Source organism: Fulvivirga maritima (genome assembly GCF_021389955.1).
In the GTDB taxonomy this organism is placed as follows: domain Bacteria; phylum Bacteroidota; class Bacteroidia; order Cytophagales; family Cyclobacteriaceae; genus Fulvivirga; species Fulvivirga maritima.
This window is the reverse complement of record NZ_CP089980.1, coordinates 797,717-816,005: the sequence shown is the minus strand read 5'-3', so window position 1 is coordinate 816,005 and position 18,289 is coordinate 797,717. Positions and strand designations below refer to the sequence as shown.

Here is an 18,289-nt window from a genome sequence, read left to right as displayed (position 1 = left end):
TCTCATAAATATGTATACTCGAAAGATAGGTGAGTTTTTTACCATACTGGGAACGGTTTTTTTTCTAGTAAGCTGTGGAGGAACCTCTTCAGATAAGAATGCGGAGGAAGGCCATGATACGAAGGCTAAACCCAGGCCTAATATTATCTTCATCATGTCAGATGATCATGCGGTTGATGCTATAAGTGCTTATGGCTCAGAAGTAGGTAAGCTTGCTCCTACCCCTAATATTGACCGTCTGGCAGAAGATGGCGCTATCTTCACCAGAAATTATAATACTAATTCACTTTGTGGACCAAGTAGAGCTACTATCATTACTGGTAAATTCAGTCATTTAAATGGATTCAGAATGAATGGAGATCAGTTTGATGGCACGCAAATTACCTTACCAAAGCTACTCGGTCAGGCAGATTATAGTACTGCCATAATAGGTAAATGGCATTTGGGAACCGAACCTACTGGGTTTGACCATTATGATATTTTTCAAGGACAGGGTAATTATTACAATCCTGATTTCATAGCTGATGGAGACACTTCTGTAGTTCAAGGCTATGCTACCGATATAGTTACAGATAAAGGAATCAGTTGGATAGAGCAGCAAAAAGATAGTGGAAAGCCATTTTTTCTTATGCTTCATCAAAAAGCTCCCCACAGAAACTGGATGGCACCAGCGCGATATTATAATGTGTATGATTCTGTAGAGTTTCCTGTGCCTAGTGATTACTTCCGTGAATTTGATGATTCGCAAAAAGCGGCTAAGAATCAGATCATGACCATCTATAAAGATATGTATGAAGGGTATGATCTTAAAATGACTAAAAAGGAAGGAAGTCCTGATTTGGCGCAAGATCCGTTTCATGTGGAGTTTGAAAGGATGACACCCGAGCAAAGATCAGCCTGGAATAAGGCTTACCAGCCTAAAAATGATGCTTTTCATCAAGCTAACTTAAAAGGGAAGGATCTTCACCTTTGGAAATATCAGCGATACATGGAAGAGTACCTTTCTACTATTAAAGCTGTAGATGATGGTGTAGGGGAAGTGTTGGATTATTTAGAGGCTAATGGCTTAGCCGAAAATACAATCGTGGTTTATACCTCAGATCAGGGATTTTGGATGGGAGAAAATGGTTGGTTCGATAAAAGGTTTATGTATGAAACATCTTTCAGACAACCCTTCTTAATTCGTTATCCAAAAGAAATAGAGTCAGGAAAAGAGGTTAATGCTTTAACTCAAAACCTTGATTTTGCTGAGACTTTACTTGACTATGCTGGAGTAGAAATACCTGCTGATATGCAAGGCAAATCTTTCAAACCGGTGTTGGATGGTAAAGTGAAAGACGAAGAATTTAGAGACGCATTATTCTATGAATTTTATGACTTCCCGGCATTCCATATGGTTGATCGTCATTATGGGGTTTCTGATGGTAGATATAAACTCATGCATTTTTATGATGCCAATGATTATTGGGAAATGTATGATCTTGAAAAGGATCCAAGAGAGCATGCGAATGTTTATGATAAGCCTGAATATGCTGAAGTTCAAAAACGACTCCATGAGAAGCTTAATGCTTTGATGCAAGAGTATAAAGTGCCTGAAAATGAGTGGAAAAAAACATCTCCTGAGAAGATAGAAAAGTTTTATGACACCTTCCAGCGAATGTATGATACGGATGATTATCTACATAAAGTAATTCTTAATGGGGGTGATAAAGCTATTTTCAATGGTGAAAAAGTGAAAGATTCAAAATAAATTATTAAATAAATATAGAGGGTGCATAGCCCCCTTTTTTTACAATTTCTCAATGCTTCAAAAGGAAACTATGAATTAAGTAATACTGTTAATTGAATATCATGAATAAATTTCAACTATTAATTATTGCCGCTTTTTTGTGGCTTTCTGGCCATAGATCATTGGCGCAGGAAAATGAATTATCAGCACCTGATTCTGTAAAATTGAATCAAGAGGTAACCAAGGATAAGCCTAAAGAAGGAGGAGATAGAAATGTGATGTTAAATGCATCGAGTAATACTGGGCCACGTGATGTTAATATTGGGCTTCCGCCATCAGTGGGAGGTATCACTATTTTAGAAAATGATTTGCCTTCTGTGTATTACTTTTGGCCTGAGCTTCCCAATAGATCCTGGAGGCCTAGTGTAAGCTTGGAAAAGACAGGTTTGCTAAAAATGGATGAACTGGCTACTTCTATGGGAGATTTGGGGTTTGCTGTTAATAGTTATACGCAAACAGGCACTAAAGATTTTCATTTTAAAGGAAAGTTCTCTGGAAGTCATTATGGATGGATTCAGGGAGATGTAAATGTCTCAGGGCCTTTAACTAAAAATGGATGGACATATTCTGCTGGTGCATTCTTAAATTATGATCCTGATACGTATGATCTCAAATCAGTGAGAAATGCTGATGAAACAAAAATTTTCAGAGCAGGTATCACTAAGTATTTCAAAGACGATAAAGGAAAGATTACTGCTGCTTATAAATATGCAAACTCTTACTCTGTAACTAATTATGCTTTATTTAGATACCAAGAGGGAGGCGAAGCGCAAGAGCTGGATGGCTTTACTTTTGGAAAGGGTTCATTTATCGTAAATGACGGTACATACCGCTTCAAAGAATTAATATCGGGTGAATATTATTCTGCTGATATCGATGGTAATCAAGCCACTACAGAAAGCCATACAATAGATGTATTTGGTAATTACCAGCTTAATAATGGCTGGAATTTTAAATATTCTACACGTTATCATAGTGCTAAAACGAGCCTGTTATACCAAATTCCGCTGAGCATTACGGAGAATGTAGACGCTTCGGCAGGCTATACTTATGCTAATACTGGAGATGTTTATACAGGAAACGTGGCAACTCAATTAGCAATGAACTCTCCTAATATACCCACTAAAACATTAATGGGAAGATTCTCTCTTAATAAAACCATAAAGAATCATACCCTCCAGTTAGGTGTTTTAGAGCAATATTATCATATAGATGATTATCATTCTAACCGTTCCTTTTTCTACCAAACGGTAGAAGACCAACCTTCTAAATTAATAAGTCCAAATACAGATGAATACGGCTTCTATGGTTATAATGCTGGAGGTGAATTTTATAAAGGTACGGAAAATAAATTGTCGTTTTTCGGCACTGATAAATGGGAGGTGAACGATAAACTAAGTCTGAATTATGGTGTTCATATTCGATATCATAATATTAAAGGAGACTTTTTAGCAAGTGCTACAAATTCTACAACAGTAATGAATGGTGAGCAAACTGCTTCGTTCAATGAAGGTTGGCTACAACTTGGCGGAAAAATTAATGCTAACTACAACCTTACCAAGAATTTTGGGTTGATAGGAAACTTCTTATATACTGAAGAGAACGGAAGATTAAATGACTTTTCTACTTCTTTTGTTCCTAACTTAAAAACAAGAAAGACACCCCTTGGAGCTTTAGGAGTCTTTTGGAATACTCCGTGGTTAAGTTTAGTTTCTCAAGCTACGTATCTGTATAAAAACAATTATTTGCAAAGATATAATTTTGTAAATCCTGCTAATAGCTCAGAGTCTCAAAACGGCTCAGTTAACTATGATATTCAAACTATCGGATGGACTACCGATTTGGTTTTAACCCCATTTAAGGGATTTAGGCTACACTATCTGATCACTCTTCAAGATCCTGTTTATAAGAAGTTTACCTTCGGTGCCTTTGGTAATGACTATGATTACAGCGACAATAATGTGTTAGAAATCTCGAAAACACTTATGGAAATTGATCCTAGCTATACTATCGGTGATTGGAGAATCTGGGCTAGCTTCAGATATTTTAGCAGGCAGTATTCTAGCCTTACAAATGTTCTTTATTTCAAAGCACGTTGGGAAAATTTTGGTGGTATAGATTATAAAGTTAATGATCATATAGATGTAGGGGCTACTGTAGTAAACTTCCTTAATCAGCGTGGAGCCAAAGGAACTATTAATGGCTCTGAGCTTATAACTGACCCGAGTCAATACTATGGTCAGCTACTAACTAGCTCATACATCCGTCCATTTACAGTGCAGGCTTCTGTGAACATACATTTCTAGATTGGCTGATGTCTTCATTTATAATTAAAAAAGAAACTAGTATGTCGAAAAGAATTAAAATACTGATTGCAGGCATTATGGTTTTGGTTACAATTATATCCAAAGCACATGCTCAACATAACAGTGAACATGTGTCTGCTAGAGCTAGGGTGATTTTAGATAATGATTATGCAGGAGATCCTGATGGATTATTTCAGTTAGTACATCATTTATTATCTCCCTCTGTAGAAATACGGGGAATAATAGGCTCGCACTTGAGATCTGGAGATGGATTTGATAGTTCTGATGAAACAGCCACCCATGCTGTTAGTAATATAAAAGAGGTTCTACAGCTCATGGGGATGAAAGATAAATATGCTGTTTATCAGGGAAGTAATGTGGCCCTTACAAGCGCAAAGAAGCCTATTGAATCAGTGGCGGCTAAAGCCATAGTGAAAGAGGCAATGAGGTCAGATGTAGAAACTCCGCTATATGTAGTGTGTGGAGGTGGGCTTACCGAGATTGCAAGCGCATATTTAATGGAACCTAGAATATCTGAAAGGCTCACTTTAATTTGGATAGGAGGTAGCGAATATGCTGATTTAGCTACCTCTCCACCAGGATATACAACATTAGAATACAATACTGGTATTGATCTGAAAGCCGTACAGGTGATTTTCAACCAATCAGATATACCACTTTGGCAGGTGCCTAGAAATGCATATAGACAAACTTTAATGTCTTATTCAGAACTAAAGCTGAGAGTGGAAACACAAGGTCCAATTGGTAAATATCTTGCTGATAAAATTTATGCTTTAATGGATAAGGTGGAGAGATACAATATAAGAATAGGTGAAACTTATATTATGGGAGATAATCCCTTAGTGCTACTTACGGCCTTGCAGTCCTCTTTTGAGGCTGATCCTTCATCTAGTTTTTTTGTGATGAAACAAGCTCCTAACGTAAATGATGAGGGCTTATATGAAGTGAATCACAAGGGTAGATTCATTAGAGTTTACAATCAATTAGATAATAGACTTATGTTTTCTGATTTCTACTCTAAGCTTCAATTATATAATCTGAAATAGTATAATTATGAATAGACTCAAAAGCATATTTATGCTATTCTTAATTGCATACGTAATAAGTGGTTTTACAAATCCTGATGGTGCTATTGGAGATCAAGACAAAAATTTCAAGGTGAAGGTAAATGGAGATGAAGTGCGGGGAGTAGTACAGCCTAAGTCTTTTAATACAATATTTATTCAAAAGAGCCACTCATGAAAATACAAAATATTTGCACGACTATTTTAGCTGTTTGCTTGGGACTAAATAGTCAAAAAGCTGACGCCCAAAGCAGCGATATTAAGACGGTAAAAGTGAAGTCTGGCCCCGTGCTAGGCTTTAGCCAGGCTTCAGGTGTTAAAATCATAAAAGTAAAAGGTAAAGCGTTTAAAGACCTGAATAAAAATGGTAAGCTCGATCCTTATGAAGACTGGAGGCTGACCCCGGAGAAAAGGGCAGAAGACCTGGCTTCAAAAATGACAGTAGAACAAATAGCCGGCCTGATGCTATATAGTCAGCATCAGGCTATTCCGGCATCTAAAAACTCACCTTATCCGGGTACTTATGATGGTAAGCTGTTTGAAGAAGGAAATATTGATCCTTCTTTATTAACTGATCAGCAGAAGAAGTTTTTGAAGGAAGATAACATGCGCCACGTTCTGATTACCAGCGTGCAATCTCCTGAAGTAGCTGCTAAGTGGAATAACAACCTTCAGGCTTATGTAGAAGGGCTTGGTTTGGGTATTCCTGCTAATAATAGTTCTGATCCTAGAAATACCGCTACCGTTACTTCTGAGTTTAATGCCGGAGCAGGAGGGCATATTTCTTTATGGCCTGATGGCCTGGCTATGGGGGCTACTTTTGATCCTGATTTGGTTAAAGGATTTGGAGAGATCGCCTCTCAAGAGTATAGAGCGCTGGGTATTTCTACCGCACTTTCTCCACAGATAGATTTAGGAACAGAGCCTCGCTGGTATCGTATTGCCTATGTGTTTAGTGAAAGTCCGGACTTGGTAAAAGATATGGGTAAGGCATATGTAGAAGGTTTTCAGACTTCAGAAAAGGCCTTTGAAATCAATAAGGGTTGGGGATACCACAGTGTAAATGCTATGGTGAAACACTGGCCTGGCGGTGGGCCAGAAGAAGGCGGTAGAGATGGCCACTGGGCTATGGGTAAGTTTGCTGTGTATCCCGGAGCTAATTTTAATGATCATGTAAAGCCGTTCACAGAAGGAGCTTTCAAGCTGGATGGAGGCACTAAATCAGCTTCGGCCGTAATGCCTTACTACACCATTAGCTATGATCAGGATAAGGTTTACAATGAAAATGTAGGCAATGGCTTTAGTAAATATATGATTACTGAGCTTCTTCGAGATAAATATGGTTATGATGACGTAGTCTGCACAGATTGGCTGATCACCTCTGATGAGGGAGCTACACCGGGAACTTTCGCGGGTAAACCCTGGGGTGTAGAAGATTTAAGTATAGAAGAAAGGCATTATAAAGTACTCAAAGCTGGTGTAGATCAGTTTGGAGGCAATAATGAAAAAGCCCCTGTACTTGCGGCCTATCAGATGGGAGTAAAGGAGTTTGGAGAAGAATACATGAGGGCGCGTTTTGAGCGCTCAGCTGTAAGGCTTCTTAAAAATATCTTTAGAGTAGGCCTGTTCGAAAACCCATATGTTGATGTCGATGAGACTATAGCTACAGTTGGTAAACCTGAGTTTATGGATGCTGGCTATCAGGCTCAGCTAAAATCGGTGATAATGCTTAAAAACAAGTCATCAGTATTGCCTATTGCAGATAAGAAAACGGTTTATATCCCTAAAATTTATACTCCGGTAAAAACAGACTGGTGGGGTAATGCTACTCCTGCTACTTTTGATTATCCGGTAAATATTGATTTGGTAAGTCAGTACTATAATGTTACTGATGATCCTAAAATGGCTGATTTTGCCATTGTATTCGTGAAGAATCCTCAAAGTGCTGAGGCTGGATATAGTGAGGCTGACCGTCAGTTAGGAGGCAATGGCTACCTGCCCATATCATTACAATACCAGAGTTACACATCTGAGTACGGACGTGAGCAGAGTATAGCAGCAGGAGACCCCGTAGTAGACCCCGAAATAATTAATAGAAGTTATAAAGGTAAAACAGCTACAGCATCTAATATTATGGATCTCAAAACCATTTGGGATACCAAAATGCTGATGAAAGATAAGCCTGTGATAGTTTCAGTTACGGCAGATAAGCCCATGATTTTTTCTGAATTTGAAGAAAGGGTGGAAGGGATAGTGCTCAATTTTGGGGTGTCTACCCAGGCTGTGCTTGATATCATTTCAGGCAAAGCAGAGCCTTCTGGTTTATTGCCTTTACAAATGCCAGCAAATATGAAAACAGTAGAGCTACAGCAAGAAGATGTTCCTTTTGATATGGAAGCATATGAAGATGCTGAAGGTCATGTTTATGATTTTGGCTATGGCTTAAACTGGAGCGGTGTAATTAATGATGAAAGAACGAAACGCTATAAACCATGAATAAATTAAAAGCAATATTAATATTTTCCTTTGCAATATGCTGGGTTCAGTTACAGGCTCAGGATAAGACCATTTCTTTGTATGAAGGAGCGGCGCCTGGCTCTGAGGGCTGGAAGCATAAAGAAGCAGAAATGTATTCTGATCTTTTTAAAACGCAGGTGGTCTATAATGTGACTGACCCCAGTTTACTATTGTACAAGCCAAAAGGGAAGGCCAATAAAACATCTATAATTATCGCTCCTGGAGGAGGTTTTCAAAGCCTTTCTATCAACCGTGAGGGGAAAGATTTGGCTAAAGAATTAGCTAAAAAAGGGATCACTGCCTTTGTGTTAAAATACAGGTTGCTAGAAACCAAATCTAACGATCCGGCCAGAGAAATGATGGCTAACCTTAAAGATCGTAAGCAGTTTGATAAGAAAACCGCTCCCATTAAAGAGATGGCTGGCAATGATATAAAAACGGCAATTTCTTACATAAGAGAGCATGCTAAGGAGCTGGGAATTGACCCTCAGAAGCTTGGAGTAATAGGTTTTTCTGCTGGAGCAAGTGTAATATTAGAAAGTGTTTTCCATAGTGAAGAAGAGACACTTCCAAATTTTGCCGCGTCGATTTATGGAGGCCCTAGCAATGATATTTTAGAAGCAGATATGCCAGCTTCCGAAATCCCGCTGTTTATCAGTGCTGCTAGTGATGACCAGTTAGGATTGGCTCCCAGAAGCATAGATTTATATAATAAGTGGCTGCCTTCAGGCTACCCTGTAGAGTTGCATGTGTATGCTAATGGCGGTCATGGTTTTGGTATGGGAACTCAAGGCTTGCCAGTAGATACCTGGTATAAGCGCTTTGAAGATTGGCTTTTACAGTTTGAATTTTTGAATAAACAATAACTTAATAAAATGATTGATAAACTAAAAAAACTTGCCTTAGGAGCATCGTTGCTGGTTACTTTTAGTCACGTGAGTGTGGCTCAAAAAGCACCTCAGCTTGGCAAAGCTTCTATTGATGAAGTAATAAATGCAATGACTGCCGAAGAAAAGGCAGACTTATTAATAGGACCAGGAATGCCTGGTTATGCTGGTTTGGTTCCTTTAGAGGGTGAGCCAGATGTACGTGTGTTAGGTGCTGCTGGTGGTACCAGGGCCATTCCAAGACTTGGAATACCCGAAACTGTAGTAGCAGATGGACCAGCAGGCTTAAGAATTCAGCCTAAGCGTAAAGGTGATGATAATACTTACTATGCTACGGCTTTTCCTGTAGGTACAGCACTGGCTTCTACCTGGAATACTGAGCTGATAGAGGAAGTGGGTAAAGCCATGGGAGAAGAAGTGAAAGAATATGGTGTTGATGTGCTTTTGGCTCCGGCCTTAAATATTCACAGAAACCCTCTAAATGGAAGAAACTTCGAATATTATTCAGAAGACCCATTGGTATCAGGTGAAATCGCCGCTGCTTATGTAAATGGTATACAGTCTAACGGAGTAGGTACTTCTATAAAGCATTATGCTGCTAATAATCAGGAAACCAATCGGTTGACTATCAATGAGCATATCACTGAGCGTGCTATGAGAGAGTTGTATCTAAGAGGGTTTGAAATCGCGATTAAAAATTCTCAGCCATGGACTATTATGTCGGCTTACAATAAAATAAATGGTGAGTATGCATCTTCTCATAAAGATATGCTTACTACTATTTTGAGAGACGAATGGGGATACGAAGGCTTTGTTATGACTGACTGGTTTGGTGGTTATGCTGGTTTTCAATCTATTATGACAGAAGGAGCAGAAAGTGATGTGGTGGCGCAAATAGAAGCGGGTAATGACTTGCTTATGCCTGGTATGGAAGCGCAGCATGCCAGATTAGTAAAAGCCTTGAAAGAAGGTAAGATTTCTGAAGAAGCTGTAAACAAGAGCCTGAAGCGTATTTTAAATATGGTACTTAATTCGCCAACATTTAAAAAGTACAAGTATAGCAATAAGCCAGATTTAAAAGCTCATGCTGAAGTAACTCGTCAAGCTGCAGCTGAAGGTATGGTGCTGTTAAAAAATAACGACAATGTTCTGCCTTATACTGAAAAGTCAACGCCAGTTGCTGTGTTTGGTAATACATCTTACAATTTTATTGCAGGCGGTACAGGAAGTGGAGATGTGAATGAAGCTTATACAGTTTCTTTGATTGAAGGCCTGAAAAAAGCGGGATATCAAATTGACGAAGATTTAAAGAAGCAATATGTGCCTTTCGTGGATGATGCAGTAGCTAAAGAAATGAAGCGAAGAGAGGAAAATGGAGGGTTGCTAGCGGTTCCGCAGAGATTGATAGAGATGCCTTTAGAAGATGATCTTGCGCAGCAAAAGGCTAAGTCATCAGAAGTAGCTGTGATTACCATTGGCCGCAATTCAGGAGAAAATGAAGACCGTCATATTAATGATGATTTCTATCTTGGACAAGACGAGATAAAACTTATCAATAAGGTTTCTGAAGCTTTTCATGCTGAAAACAAGAAAGTGATTGTAATCCTGAATATTGGTGGTGTTATAGAAACTGCCAGCTGGAAAGATAAGGTAGATGCCATATTGCTAGCTTGGCAACCTGGCCAGGAAGGTGGTAACTCTGTGGCTGATGTATTTTCAGGAAAAGTTAACCCTTCTGGTAAGCTAACCATGACTTTCCCGGTAGATTATAATAATCATCCTTCTGCTGCCAACTGGTTAGGTACTCCGATTGCTGACCCTGAGGAAGTATTTTATGAAGAAGGTATTTATGTAGGCTATCGTTATTTTAACACTTTTGGCGTACAGCCTGTGTATGAATTCGGCTATGGTAAATCATATACTTCTTTTGAGTATTCTGATCTTAAGCTCAGTGAAGGCACTTTTAAAGATGAGATAGAGGTATCATTTAAAGTAACTAATACGGGAAAAGTAGCTGGTAAAGAAATAGCTCAGTTATACCTTAGTGCTCCCGCTGTATTGGTAGATAAGCCAGAGGCAGAATTGAAAGCATTTGCTAAAACCAAAACTTTGAAGCCGGGAAAATCAGAGAAAATAAGCTTCACTTTAAAAGCTAAAGATCTGGCCTCATTTGTAGATGCGCAGAGCGCGTGGGTAGCCGAACAAGGTACTTACACTGTTAAAATTGGTGCATCATCTAAAGATATTCAACTGTCTGACTCTTTTAAAGTAGATAGTAACATTACAGCAGAAAAAGTAAATAACACATTTGACTTAGATGCTGAAATGAAAGTATTGAAGAATAACTAGTAGTTAAGTTTAGTTTAATTGGGTAGGCCACTTTCGTTAAGAGAGTGGCCTTATTTTTGTTATAGGTATTTTATTAATAAAATTTTAATTGTAATATTCAGTCAATAAATAACTATAATTTATAACTAAATGAAGACATGTTTTAAATCAATGCTTTTTGTGGCACTTAGTGTTGTGCTACTGACATCATGTTCTGATGACGATGATGAAAATGAGATAACCGGTAATTATGTAAGTATAGAAGATAACGAATTCAATTTGAAAGGCGGTGCTCTTGAATTTCAAGACGTTGTAGTAGGGGAGTCGGGTGAAGATTTAAGTTGGTTGTCCTTAATGCTGTATTCTGACGGTTTAGAGGTTTACGAAAGTGATGGTGAAATTGAAGTTGATGGAGAAGGGTTCGGGATGTTTTTTGAAGCATTGTCTTCAGCTGAAGTAGAGGGACTTGGCCCAGGAAAATACACTTATATCGGTGATATGGCGATTGAAGCAGGATTACTATTTTATGGAGATTATGAAGATGTAGGCGGAAACTTGGAAGGCGCCTTCGTTTCAGGGGCTATGACTGTAGAAAAAGACGGGGACGACTATGAAATCACCTTTGATATGGTTAATGAAGAAGGCCATAAGTTAAAAGGATATTATAAAGGTAGTCTGTATTATTATGGACCGGAATAATTGAGAGCATTAAAATGACAATAAAAAAAGGCAGCCGTTAAGAGCTGCCTTTTTTGTTGCTGTAGAGGGAGGATTCGAACCTCCACGGAGCGGTTAGTACTTTTAAGTGTTATTGGATTCTTGAAAGAATTTATCCCGTGACCTCCACCCCCGAGACCGGAGGGCATGTCTGCCTGTTTCATCACCCTACAGTGTAGATCAATTCGTTAATTGATATTTCAAAGGTAAAGAAACCTTTCTTTTATTCAAATTATATTAATGAATCGGCTATATAATTATAGTATATTTAATTTTATGACCATTCTGTTGATTGTATTTTAATTTCAATGACTTTTATAGGTGTCGAATTGATAAATTTTCAATAGAGGTTTCCTGGAGGGAGATGATGAGTTAAAAAGGTCAGCTCTGAACCTGTTTATTGCGGTTCAAAGCTGACCTGAAAATGACTATTGTTTTATATTGATTCTTTGTTCTATCATTCCATTGAACCTTGGAGTTTTATTAATCTCTATAGCATTAAAGCTACTTTCTCTGCTAGTTCTGCCAGAATTAGGAAGGTTGCCAGTAGCCAAACCAATAGCTACAGACGTACAATACTCTTCAGGATCACCAAAGTCACGAGATACGTCATCATACCCTTCAAAGTCTGGCTCAAATCCCTGGAAATAATCACCGTTTCCTTCTGAGTTCAAAGTATGGAAATTAGAAATGTACATGGTGTATTCATCTATATCAATGCCGAAAAACCCTATTGGTTTACCATAACTGGTAGTTCCTATCAAGGTTACATTAACATAAGGTTTTAGCGAATTAATCACCAATTCACTAGATGAAGCCGTATTTTCGGTAGTGATAAAATATACATTTTCTACAGTCTCTAAAGTTCCTGCTTTTTCAAATAGAGTGGTATTGCCAGCGGCACTATAATCAAGATCATAATAAGTGAGATCCCTGCCATTATATGGTACTCTATTACCACTGGCATCAGTATAAATCTGATTTCTAAGTATAGAAGCCTGTCCGCTTTTCATAGTTTCATTAAAGTGCTCTACAAACATAACATTGCCATTTAAACTGCTTGGAGCAATAAGGTTAGTCAGTAGCGTGGCAGTAGCTACGTAGCCTCCGCCATTATACCTTAAGTCTATAATGAGGTCGGTCACTTGTTCGCTGGCAAAATTGCTAAAAGCAGCTTCCAAATCTTCTTGAGAGTTACTTAGTGAAGTAAACATGTCATAAGCCAGATAGCCGATGCTGGTGTTGGCTGCTTCTATTACAGTATCTTTAAATACCGGAGAGAGCTCAAAAGTAGAGTAAGATAGGTCAAAATCAGCGGTGTCATTTTCTGAATCTACCATGGTGGCAGTAAATGAATTATCATCAAAGGCACCATTAATAAAGTCAATATCTGATTGTGTAGCCACACTAAGACTCTGGCCGTTGATGGCTATTAGCTTGTCGCCCCTTCTTATGCCAAGGTCATGAGCCGGTGAGCCATTGGTAACATACCTTACCCGAATATCTTCAGTGCCTATAGCTGTGAGAGCAAAACCATAACCCTCGTCTTCACCATCTAAAGGGTTAACGGCTAAAGACCCTAACTGAGAGCTGGTAGAGCCATTTTCCTCTATATATGAGTACTTAGGTGAGCCTACTCCTGGCCCCAGGTATTCATAAGGATTGCCAGTATCTGGGTTTATAGGATATTGAGTGATGTCAAATAAAGCAGCTTGTAAGTTTTCCAGTTCTTCACCAGATGAAGAGGCGTAATTTCTGGGAGCAAATTCATCATACTCGGGAAGATCTTCATTCCAGAAGTAAATTTCTTTGGCATATAAAAATATAGAATCCAATGTTGCTTGCTCACTGTTTACTGCATCTGATATGCCATTGTCAACGGTGTCATCATCATTACAGGAAATAATAGCCAGGGCAGATGCCAGCATAATAAAGCTATTATTCCTTATCTTCTTCAATACATTTTGGAACATATAGGTATAATTTAAAAATCAGATTAAGATCGTGGGTTTGGTTGAATAACGAAAAAAAAATCAATGAACTCGCCAAGTGTTTCATCGAATAGTAATTAACGCAATAAGGCGCATTTATTGTTTATTCTTAAAGATAGAATAAGGTGAGCTTAAAATAAAAAAAGACAGCCGGTAAAGCTGTCTTTTTTGTAGCTGTAGAGGGAGGATTCGAACCTCCACGGAGCGGTTAGTGCTTTTAAGTGTTATTGGATACCTGAAAGAATTTATCCCGTGACCTCCACCCTCGAGACCGGAGGGCATGTCTGCCTGTTTCATCACCCTACAGTGTAGATCAATTCGTTAATTGATATTTCAAAGGTAAGGAAACCTTTCTTTTATTCAAATTTTCTTAATGAAATGACTTAATTATTGCAATTTATATAAATTAAACGTGTTTATATTATTAAGTTAGTAATTTCAATCTCTTTAACGGGCTGTTTTTTGATAATTTTTTAATAAGGCATGTCATTCATTTGAAGGTCCTATCATTTGTTTTCATTCCATTGCTCTTAAAATCCTTTATATAAGATGAATTAAAGCAGTATTATTCAATAATAAGTTTGCCAGTTTTTATCAATTGCTTATTCACATATATCTTATAGATGTAAAGTCCTGATGATAACTCTTCTCTGTAAAGCTTGATAGCAGGGCCTCCTTCTAAGCGCTTCATTAACTTCCCGGAATTATCCATTAGAGTCACGTTGATTTGATCATTCTTATGGGCGCCATTCACTCTAAATGTGGTGAATTTATCAAATGGATTAGGATTAATGAGAACTTGATAGTCACCTTGATCACTGGCGATAGATACAATTGAAGAATACTGATAACTGCCATCAAAGTCTACTTGCTTTAGTCTGTAGTAGCTCAAGTCTGCAGTAGGCCTTTCGTCAGTAAAGTGATAGTCTAATTGCTCATCGCTGTTACCTGCTCCTTTTACCTGTCCTATGATATTGAAAATCACACCATCTGAGCTGCGTTCTATTATAAAAAAGTCATTATTAATTTCTGAGGCTGTAGTCCATTTAAGGTGAACTAGCATATTGTCAATATCTTTCTTCGCTGTAAAGCTGATTAACTCTACAGGAAGTATGGGATTAACCGTTACTGTAGCGGTATTAAGCTGTTCTATGCTGCATATGATAGGAGATGTTTTGGTGGTCAGTACATTAAAAGTGGTGGTGGTATTCAGATTGCCGGTAGGGAGTAGAATGGTGCTGCCAGTTCCTGTTACTGCAGTACCTATCTCTGAATCATCGGCATCATCTCTTAATAGATATTCTACCCCCGGCTCGGAGTTAGCCACTTCAATGTTAGTAGATTCTCCAGGTTCAATGGTAGTGGCGGTGCTGGTGATTGCCCGGTCGTCAGCGGGGTTATCATACACGGTAATGGCTGCAGTGTTACTATTTAAGCCTGTGCAGGTAAAATCGGGTATTTTTAGGGCTTTTATTTGTAACGTTTCGCTAGCTGTTAATTCAAAAGAATCAAAAGTGATAGCGCCTCCTGTGCCCAGCAATGATGTGCTTTTGTCTACAGTATCTCCATTATCACGTAGGGTATATATAACCCCATCTTCAGAATTAGTTATTTCTACCTGAGCGGTAGTGTTTTCGCATACCTCATTGCTGATTACATTTACAGTTCGGTTGGTGAGGGGCGGTTGGCAGTTTACAGTGTTGCCTGCTGATGGAGTACTTTCGGCTTTGCCAGATTCTGTGGCGGTAGCTGTTAACACACCACCTGCGTATAAATCAGAGTTGGCAGAGTTGAGGCCGCCAAGAGTCCAGTTTCCGGCTGAGGTATTTGTAGAGCCTAATTCTCCTCCATCAATATATACATCTATTTCTGAGCCGTCGGCTGATGGAGAAGTGCCAGAAACGGATGTATCTCCTTCTGAGTAGCTGCCAGTGATAGACGGAGTAGCGCTTGCAGCTAAAACGGTAAAAGAAGATGATGCGGCACTTACCAATTCTCCAGGGGCAGTGGCGGTAGCAGTGATTACCTGGCCTGTGCTTAATGATAGTCCTGTAACAGTCCAGTTGCCATTAGCATCTACAGTAGTAGTACCCACGGTAACACCACCTACCCGTACATTGATAACTGTGCCTGACGCTTCAGAGCTGGTGCCAGATACACTGGTAGCTCCATTTACGATTGGCCCTGTTATAGTTGGTGCAGTAGATTGCTCTGTCACGATTCTGCTCGCTATTGGAGATAAACACTGTCCTGACTGTAGAGCTCTTACTTGTAATGTCTGGCCTAAGCTAAGAGATAGACCCGAAAAGCTCCATGCTCCTGATCCGTTAGCGGTGGTGGTGCTGACATAATCACCATCAATAAAAAGAAATATTTTAAATCCGCTAGTGGAAGTTCCTGTAATAGTGGTAGTGGAGGTGGTTACAGAGGTGGTGCTTATTATCGGGGGGGTGCTTGCAGAGCTGCCTCCACCGGTACAAAAAGGGGCGGAAGGAATAGATTCACATTTCCCTGGCTCTTGCACGGTAGCCCAGTAAGTACCATTGGGCTGGCAATTGGTGCCAGAATTACAGCCGGAATTGGAGCCGTTACAAGCGATAACAAACAATGTACCTGGTGTGGTGACCGTAAAGGTGCTAATAGGGCCAGGGAATGAAGCGTGATCGGGATTATATGCATTAAGAATAGTACCTACTGGTAGAGAAGTGGTAGTACTGACTTCTATTCCCTTACGACCACCGCAAGTAATGGAAGGTGCAGCACTGCAGGAAGCGCCCACACTTACTTCATTAGAGAATAGTGATACCGATTCTCCACTGGCAGTAGCAGTAGCAGTCAATATATCATTTTCTGACAAGGCGGTTAGACCTGATAAGGTCCAGCTTCCTCCAGAAACGGTAGTCGTGCCTACTGAAATATTATTTACCAAAAGTTCTATAACGGTGCCAGTGGCTTCGCTGGATGAGCCTGAAACGCTAGTGGCTCCTATCGATACAGGGCTGCTTATAACAGGTGCTACACTGCGGCTTGGCGGAAAGCCGGCGTTGATGTCGTCTGGTGCAGTGGCTACCTGATTGTCTGCTATAATTCCCCACATTTTTTCTACATTATTGCCATATGCATTGTCATCTATTCCTCCAATATCTGAGATGTTGCCACTTAAGGCACTCTGAGTATTGATCACGGTATTGGCTACAAGTCGCATGGGGGTAGAGGTGGTAATCGAGGGGAAATAAAAAGTAATGGTAGAGAAGGGAATGTAGAAGTCGTAAAAATAGTCAAAATCACCGCAAGAGGAAGATTGAGCGATAGACTTTTGCGCATAATCATCATAACCTAAAGTGGTCATCAGTGTAGGAGTGGTGGTGCCGTCTACATCATAGAGTCTCACTCCAAAATTGGTTACCAATTCAATTTCGATTTCAAAGCCAGGGTTGCCACTTACATAATTAGGATCACTACCGCTTCCAAATAAGTTATCAGTATCAATTAAAATACTATAGCCTTTGGAGTTAGGGCTAAAACCGCCTAAGCGAAATCTGAATAGCCAATTATCGGAGGCATCTAAATATGAGGCGGCTACATAGCGTGTAGCGTCATCAGCAAAATCTGTAAAGCCACAAGCGGGGCCGGAAGCTACATCGCTGGTGGGTTCTACTTCAGGCACAGTAATAGGTTGGTAGGCTATTTCGCTCTCGGTATTATCATTACTTATGAAGCCTCCATTATCTGCTGAGACATAACCATCGGCATTAGGGTCTAGAATAGGAGCCCCGCCTGCAGCAGGATCTATGATTAATCCAGGTGTTTGAGCTTGCGCTTGATTGACAGTTAATATAGCTAAAGTACAAACAGTAATTATTAATGATAGACTTTTTAGACACGAAGAGATTAAGCCTTTATGCCTAGTATAAAGCTTATCTTTTAGGTGAGCAATCATATTGAGTAGTGACATTTTTTCTTTGGTAAATTGATCGATGATTTGGCTGCTAACTGTTTTTTTTGCTGAATATGTAGAAGGTTTGATCTAATTAATTTTCTGTGTTAGCCTTAACAGTTATCAATACAAAAGCTAATCATTTGGCAGGTGCTTTTTCTTGTCAAATGTCGTGAAACATTACGCTCTAAGATTGTTTGTGGATTTTTCCGATTATTCTTTTATCCTCCCGCAGGATTTAAATTGTTATGATATGTGCTGAACTATAGAGCCACAGATAATTAAAGTTTTAGATTGTGATATTGTCATGTAGTTTATAGGTTATAGCGAGGGGAGAGTGTAGAGTTTTGAGCTAAGATAAGCTCTAAAGGATGAGTTTTTGGATGTAATATTTATGTTAGAAGTGAGTAAGAATTAATGCCCTGGTTGATTTATCTCCACTCAGACTTTCCTGGATTACGATTAGTTCTCAGAATTTAGATCAATTCTGGTATAGAAAATAGCCCGCTGATGCTTCCGAACAATAGAAAATGTTAAATGGAGCTGAAATTTTCATAACTAGCTTATGCTTAGCTGCATAAAGGCCGGTTAAAAAAGTGAGGAGAAAATAAAAAGGCAGCTGTTAAGAGCTGCCTTTTCATTGTTGCTGTAGAGGGAGGATTCGAACCTCCACGAAGCGGTTAGTGCTTTTAAGTGTTATTGGATACCTGAAAGAATTTATCCCGTGACCTC

Annotated in this window: 10 protein-coding genes; 8 read left to right on the top strand and 2 right to left on the bottom strand. The window is 39.2% G+C overall.

The features are described from left to right. The first annotated feature begins 10 nt into the window (after window positions 1–10). The 8 genes from LVD15_RS03425 to LVD15_RS03390 all read left to right on the top strand — a co-directional run bounded on the left by LVD15_RS03425 (window position 11) and on the right by LVD15_RS03390 (window position 11,611). A complete protein-coding gene (locus LVD15_RS03425; RefSeq protein WP_233778909.1) occupies window positions 11–1,750 on the top strand; it encodes a sulfatase family protein in 1,740 nt (579 codons plus the stop codon). A 101-nt stretch (window positions 1,751–1,851) separates the two neighbouring features. After that, the gene (locus LVD15_RS03420; protein ID WP_233778907.1) at window positions 1,852–4,095 is read left to right on the top strand and encodes a TonB-dependent receptor; all 2,244 of its coding nucleotides are present in this window, start codon (window positions 1,852–1,854) and stop codon (window positions 4,093–4,095) included. 41 nt (window positions 4,096–4,136) lie between these two features. Next, window positions 4,137–5,162, top strand: a complete 1,026-nt coding sequence (locus LVD15_RS03415; protein WP_233778906.1) for a nucleoside hydrolase — start codon at window positions 4,137–4,139, stop codon at window positions 5,160–5,162. 7 nt (window positions 5,163–5,169) lie between these two features. Further along, on the top strand, window positions 5,170–5,358 hold the full coding sequence (locus LVD15_RS03410) for a hypothetical protein (RefSeq protein ID WP_233778904.1): 189 nt from the start codon (window positions 5,170–5,172) through the stop codon (window positions 5,356–5,358). Next, window positions 5,355–7,676 (top strand): glycoside hydrolase family 3 protein, encoded by a 2,322-nt coding sequence (locus LVD15_RS03405; RefSeq protein WP_233778902.1) that lies wholly within the window; start codon window positions 5,355–5,357, stop codon window positions 7,674–7,676. The genes LVD15_RS03410 and LVD15_RS03405 overlap by 4 nt, the downstream gene beginning before the upstream one ends. Beyond that, window positions 7,673–8,563, top strand: a complete 891-nt coding sequence (locus LVD15_RS03400) for an alpha/beta hydrolase (protein WP_233778901.1) — start codon at window positions 7,673–7,675, stop codon at window positions 8,561–8,563. The genes LVD15_RS03405 and LVD15_RS03400 overlap by 4 nt, the downstream gene beginning before the upstream one ends. 9 nt (window positions 8,564–8,572) lie before the next feature. After that, window positions 8,573–10,933, top strand: a complete 2,361-nt coding sequence (locus LVD15_RS03395) for a beta-glucosidase (protein WP_233778900.1) — start codon at window positions 8,573–8,575, stop codon at window positions 10,931–10,933. A gap of 129 nt (window positions 10,934–11,062) precedes the next feature. Further along, window positions 11,063–11,611 (top strand): DUF4999 domain-containing protein, encoded by a 549-nt coding sequence (locus LVD15_RS03390; RefSeq protein WP_233778898.1) that lies wholly within the window; start codon window positions 11,063–11,065, stop codon window positions 11,609–11,611. A 446-nt stretch (window positions 11,612–12,057) separates the two neighbouring features. On the opposite strand, the gene LVD15_RS03385 is transcribed toward LVD15_RS03390, so the two are convergent. After that, window positions 12,058–13,602, bottom strand: a complete 1,545-nt coding sequence (locus LVD15_RS03385; RefSeq protein ID WP_233778897.1) for a S41 family peptidase — start codon at window positions 13,600–13,602, stop codon at window positions 12,058–12,060. Between the two features lie 583 nt (window positions 13,603–14,185). Continuing rightward, window positions 14,186–17,575, bottom strand: a complete 3,390-nt coding sequence (locus tag LVD15_RS03380) for a T9SS type A sorting domain-containing protein (protein ID WP_233778895.1) — start codon at window positions 17,573–17,575, stop codon at window positions 14,186–14,188. Window positions 17,576–18,289 lie beyond the last annotated feature (714 nt).

Coding starts and splice junctions, on each gene's coding strand:
- LVD15_RS03425 (WP_233778909.1), top strand. CDS start 11: ATGTATACTCGAAAGATAGGTGAGTTTTTTACCATACTGGGAACGGTT.
- LVD15_RS03420 (WP_233778907.1), top strand. CDS start 1,852: ATGAATAAATTTCAACTATTAATTATTGCCGCTTTTTTGTGGCTTTCT.
- LVD15_RS03415 (WP_233778906.1), top strand. CDS start 4,137: ATGTCGAAAAGAATTAAAATACTGATTGCAGGCATTATGGTTTTGGTT.
- LVD15_RS03410 (WP_233778904.1), top strand. CDS start 5,170: ATGAATAGACTCAAAAGCATATTTATGCTATTCTTAATTGCATACGTA.
- LVD15_RS03405 (WP_233778902.1), top strand. CDS start 5,355: ATGAAAATACAAAATATTTGCACGACTATTTTAGCTGTTTGCTTGGGA.
- LVD15_RS03400 (WP_233778901.1), top strand. CDS start 7,673: ATGAATAAATTAAAAGCAATATTAATATTTTCCTTTGCAATATGCTGG.
- LVD15_RS03395 (WP_233778900.1), top strand. CDS start 8,573: ATGATTGATAAACTAAAAAAACTTGCCTTAGGAGCATCGTTGCTGGTT.
- LVD15_RS03390 (WP_233778898.1), top strand. CDS start 11,063: ATGAAGACATGTTTTAAATCAATGCTTTTTGTGGCACTTAGTGTTGTG.
- LVD15_RS03385 (WP_233778897.1), bottom strand. CDS start 13,602: ATGTTCCAAAATGTATTGAAGAAGATAAGGAATAATAGCTTTATTATG.
- LVD15_RS03380 (WP_233778895.1), bottom strand. CDS start 17,575: ATGTCACTACTCAATATGATTGCTCACCTAAAAGATAAGCTTTATACT.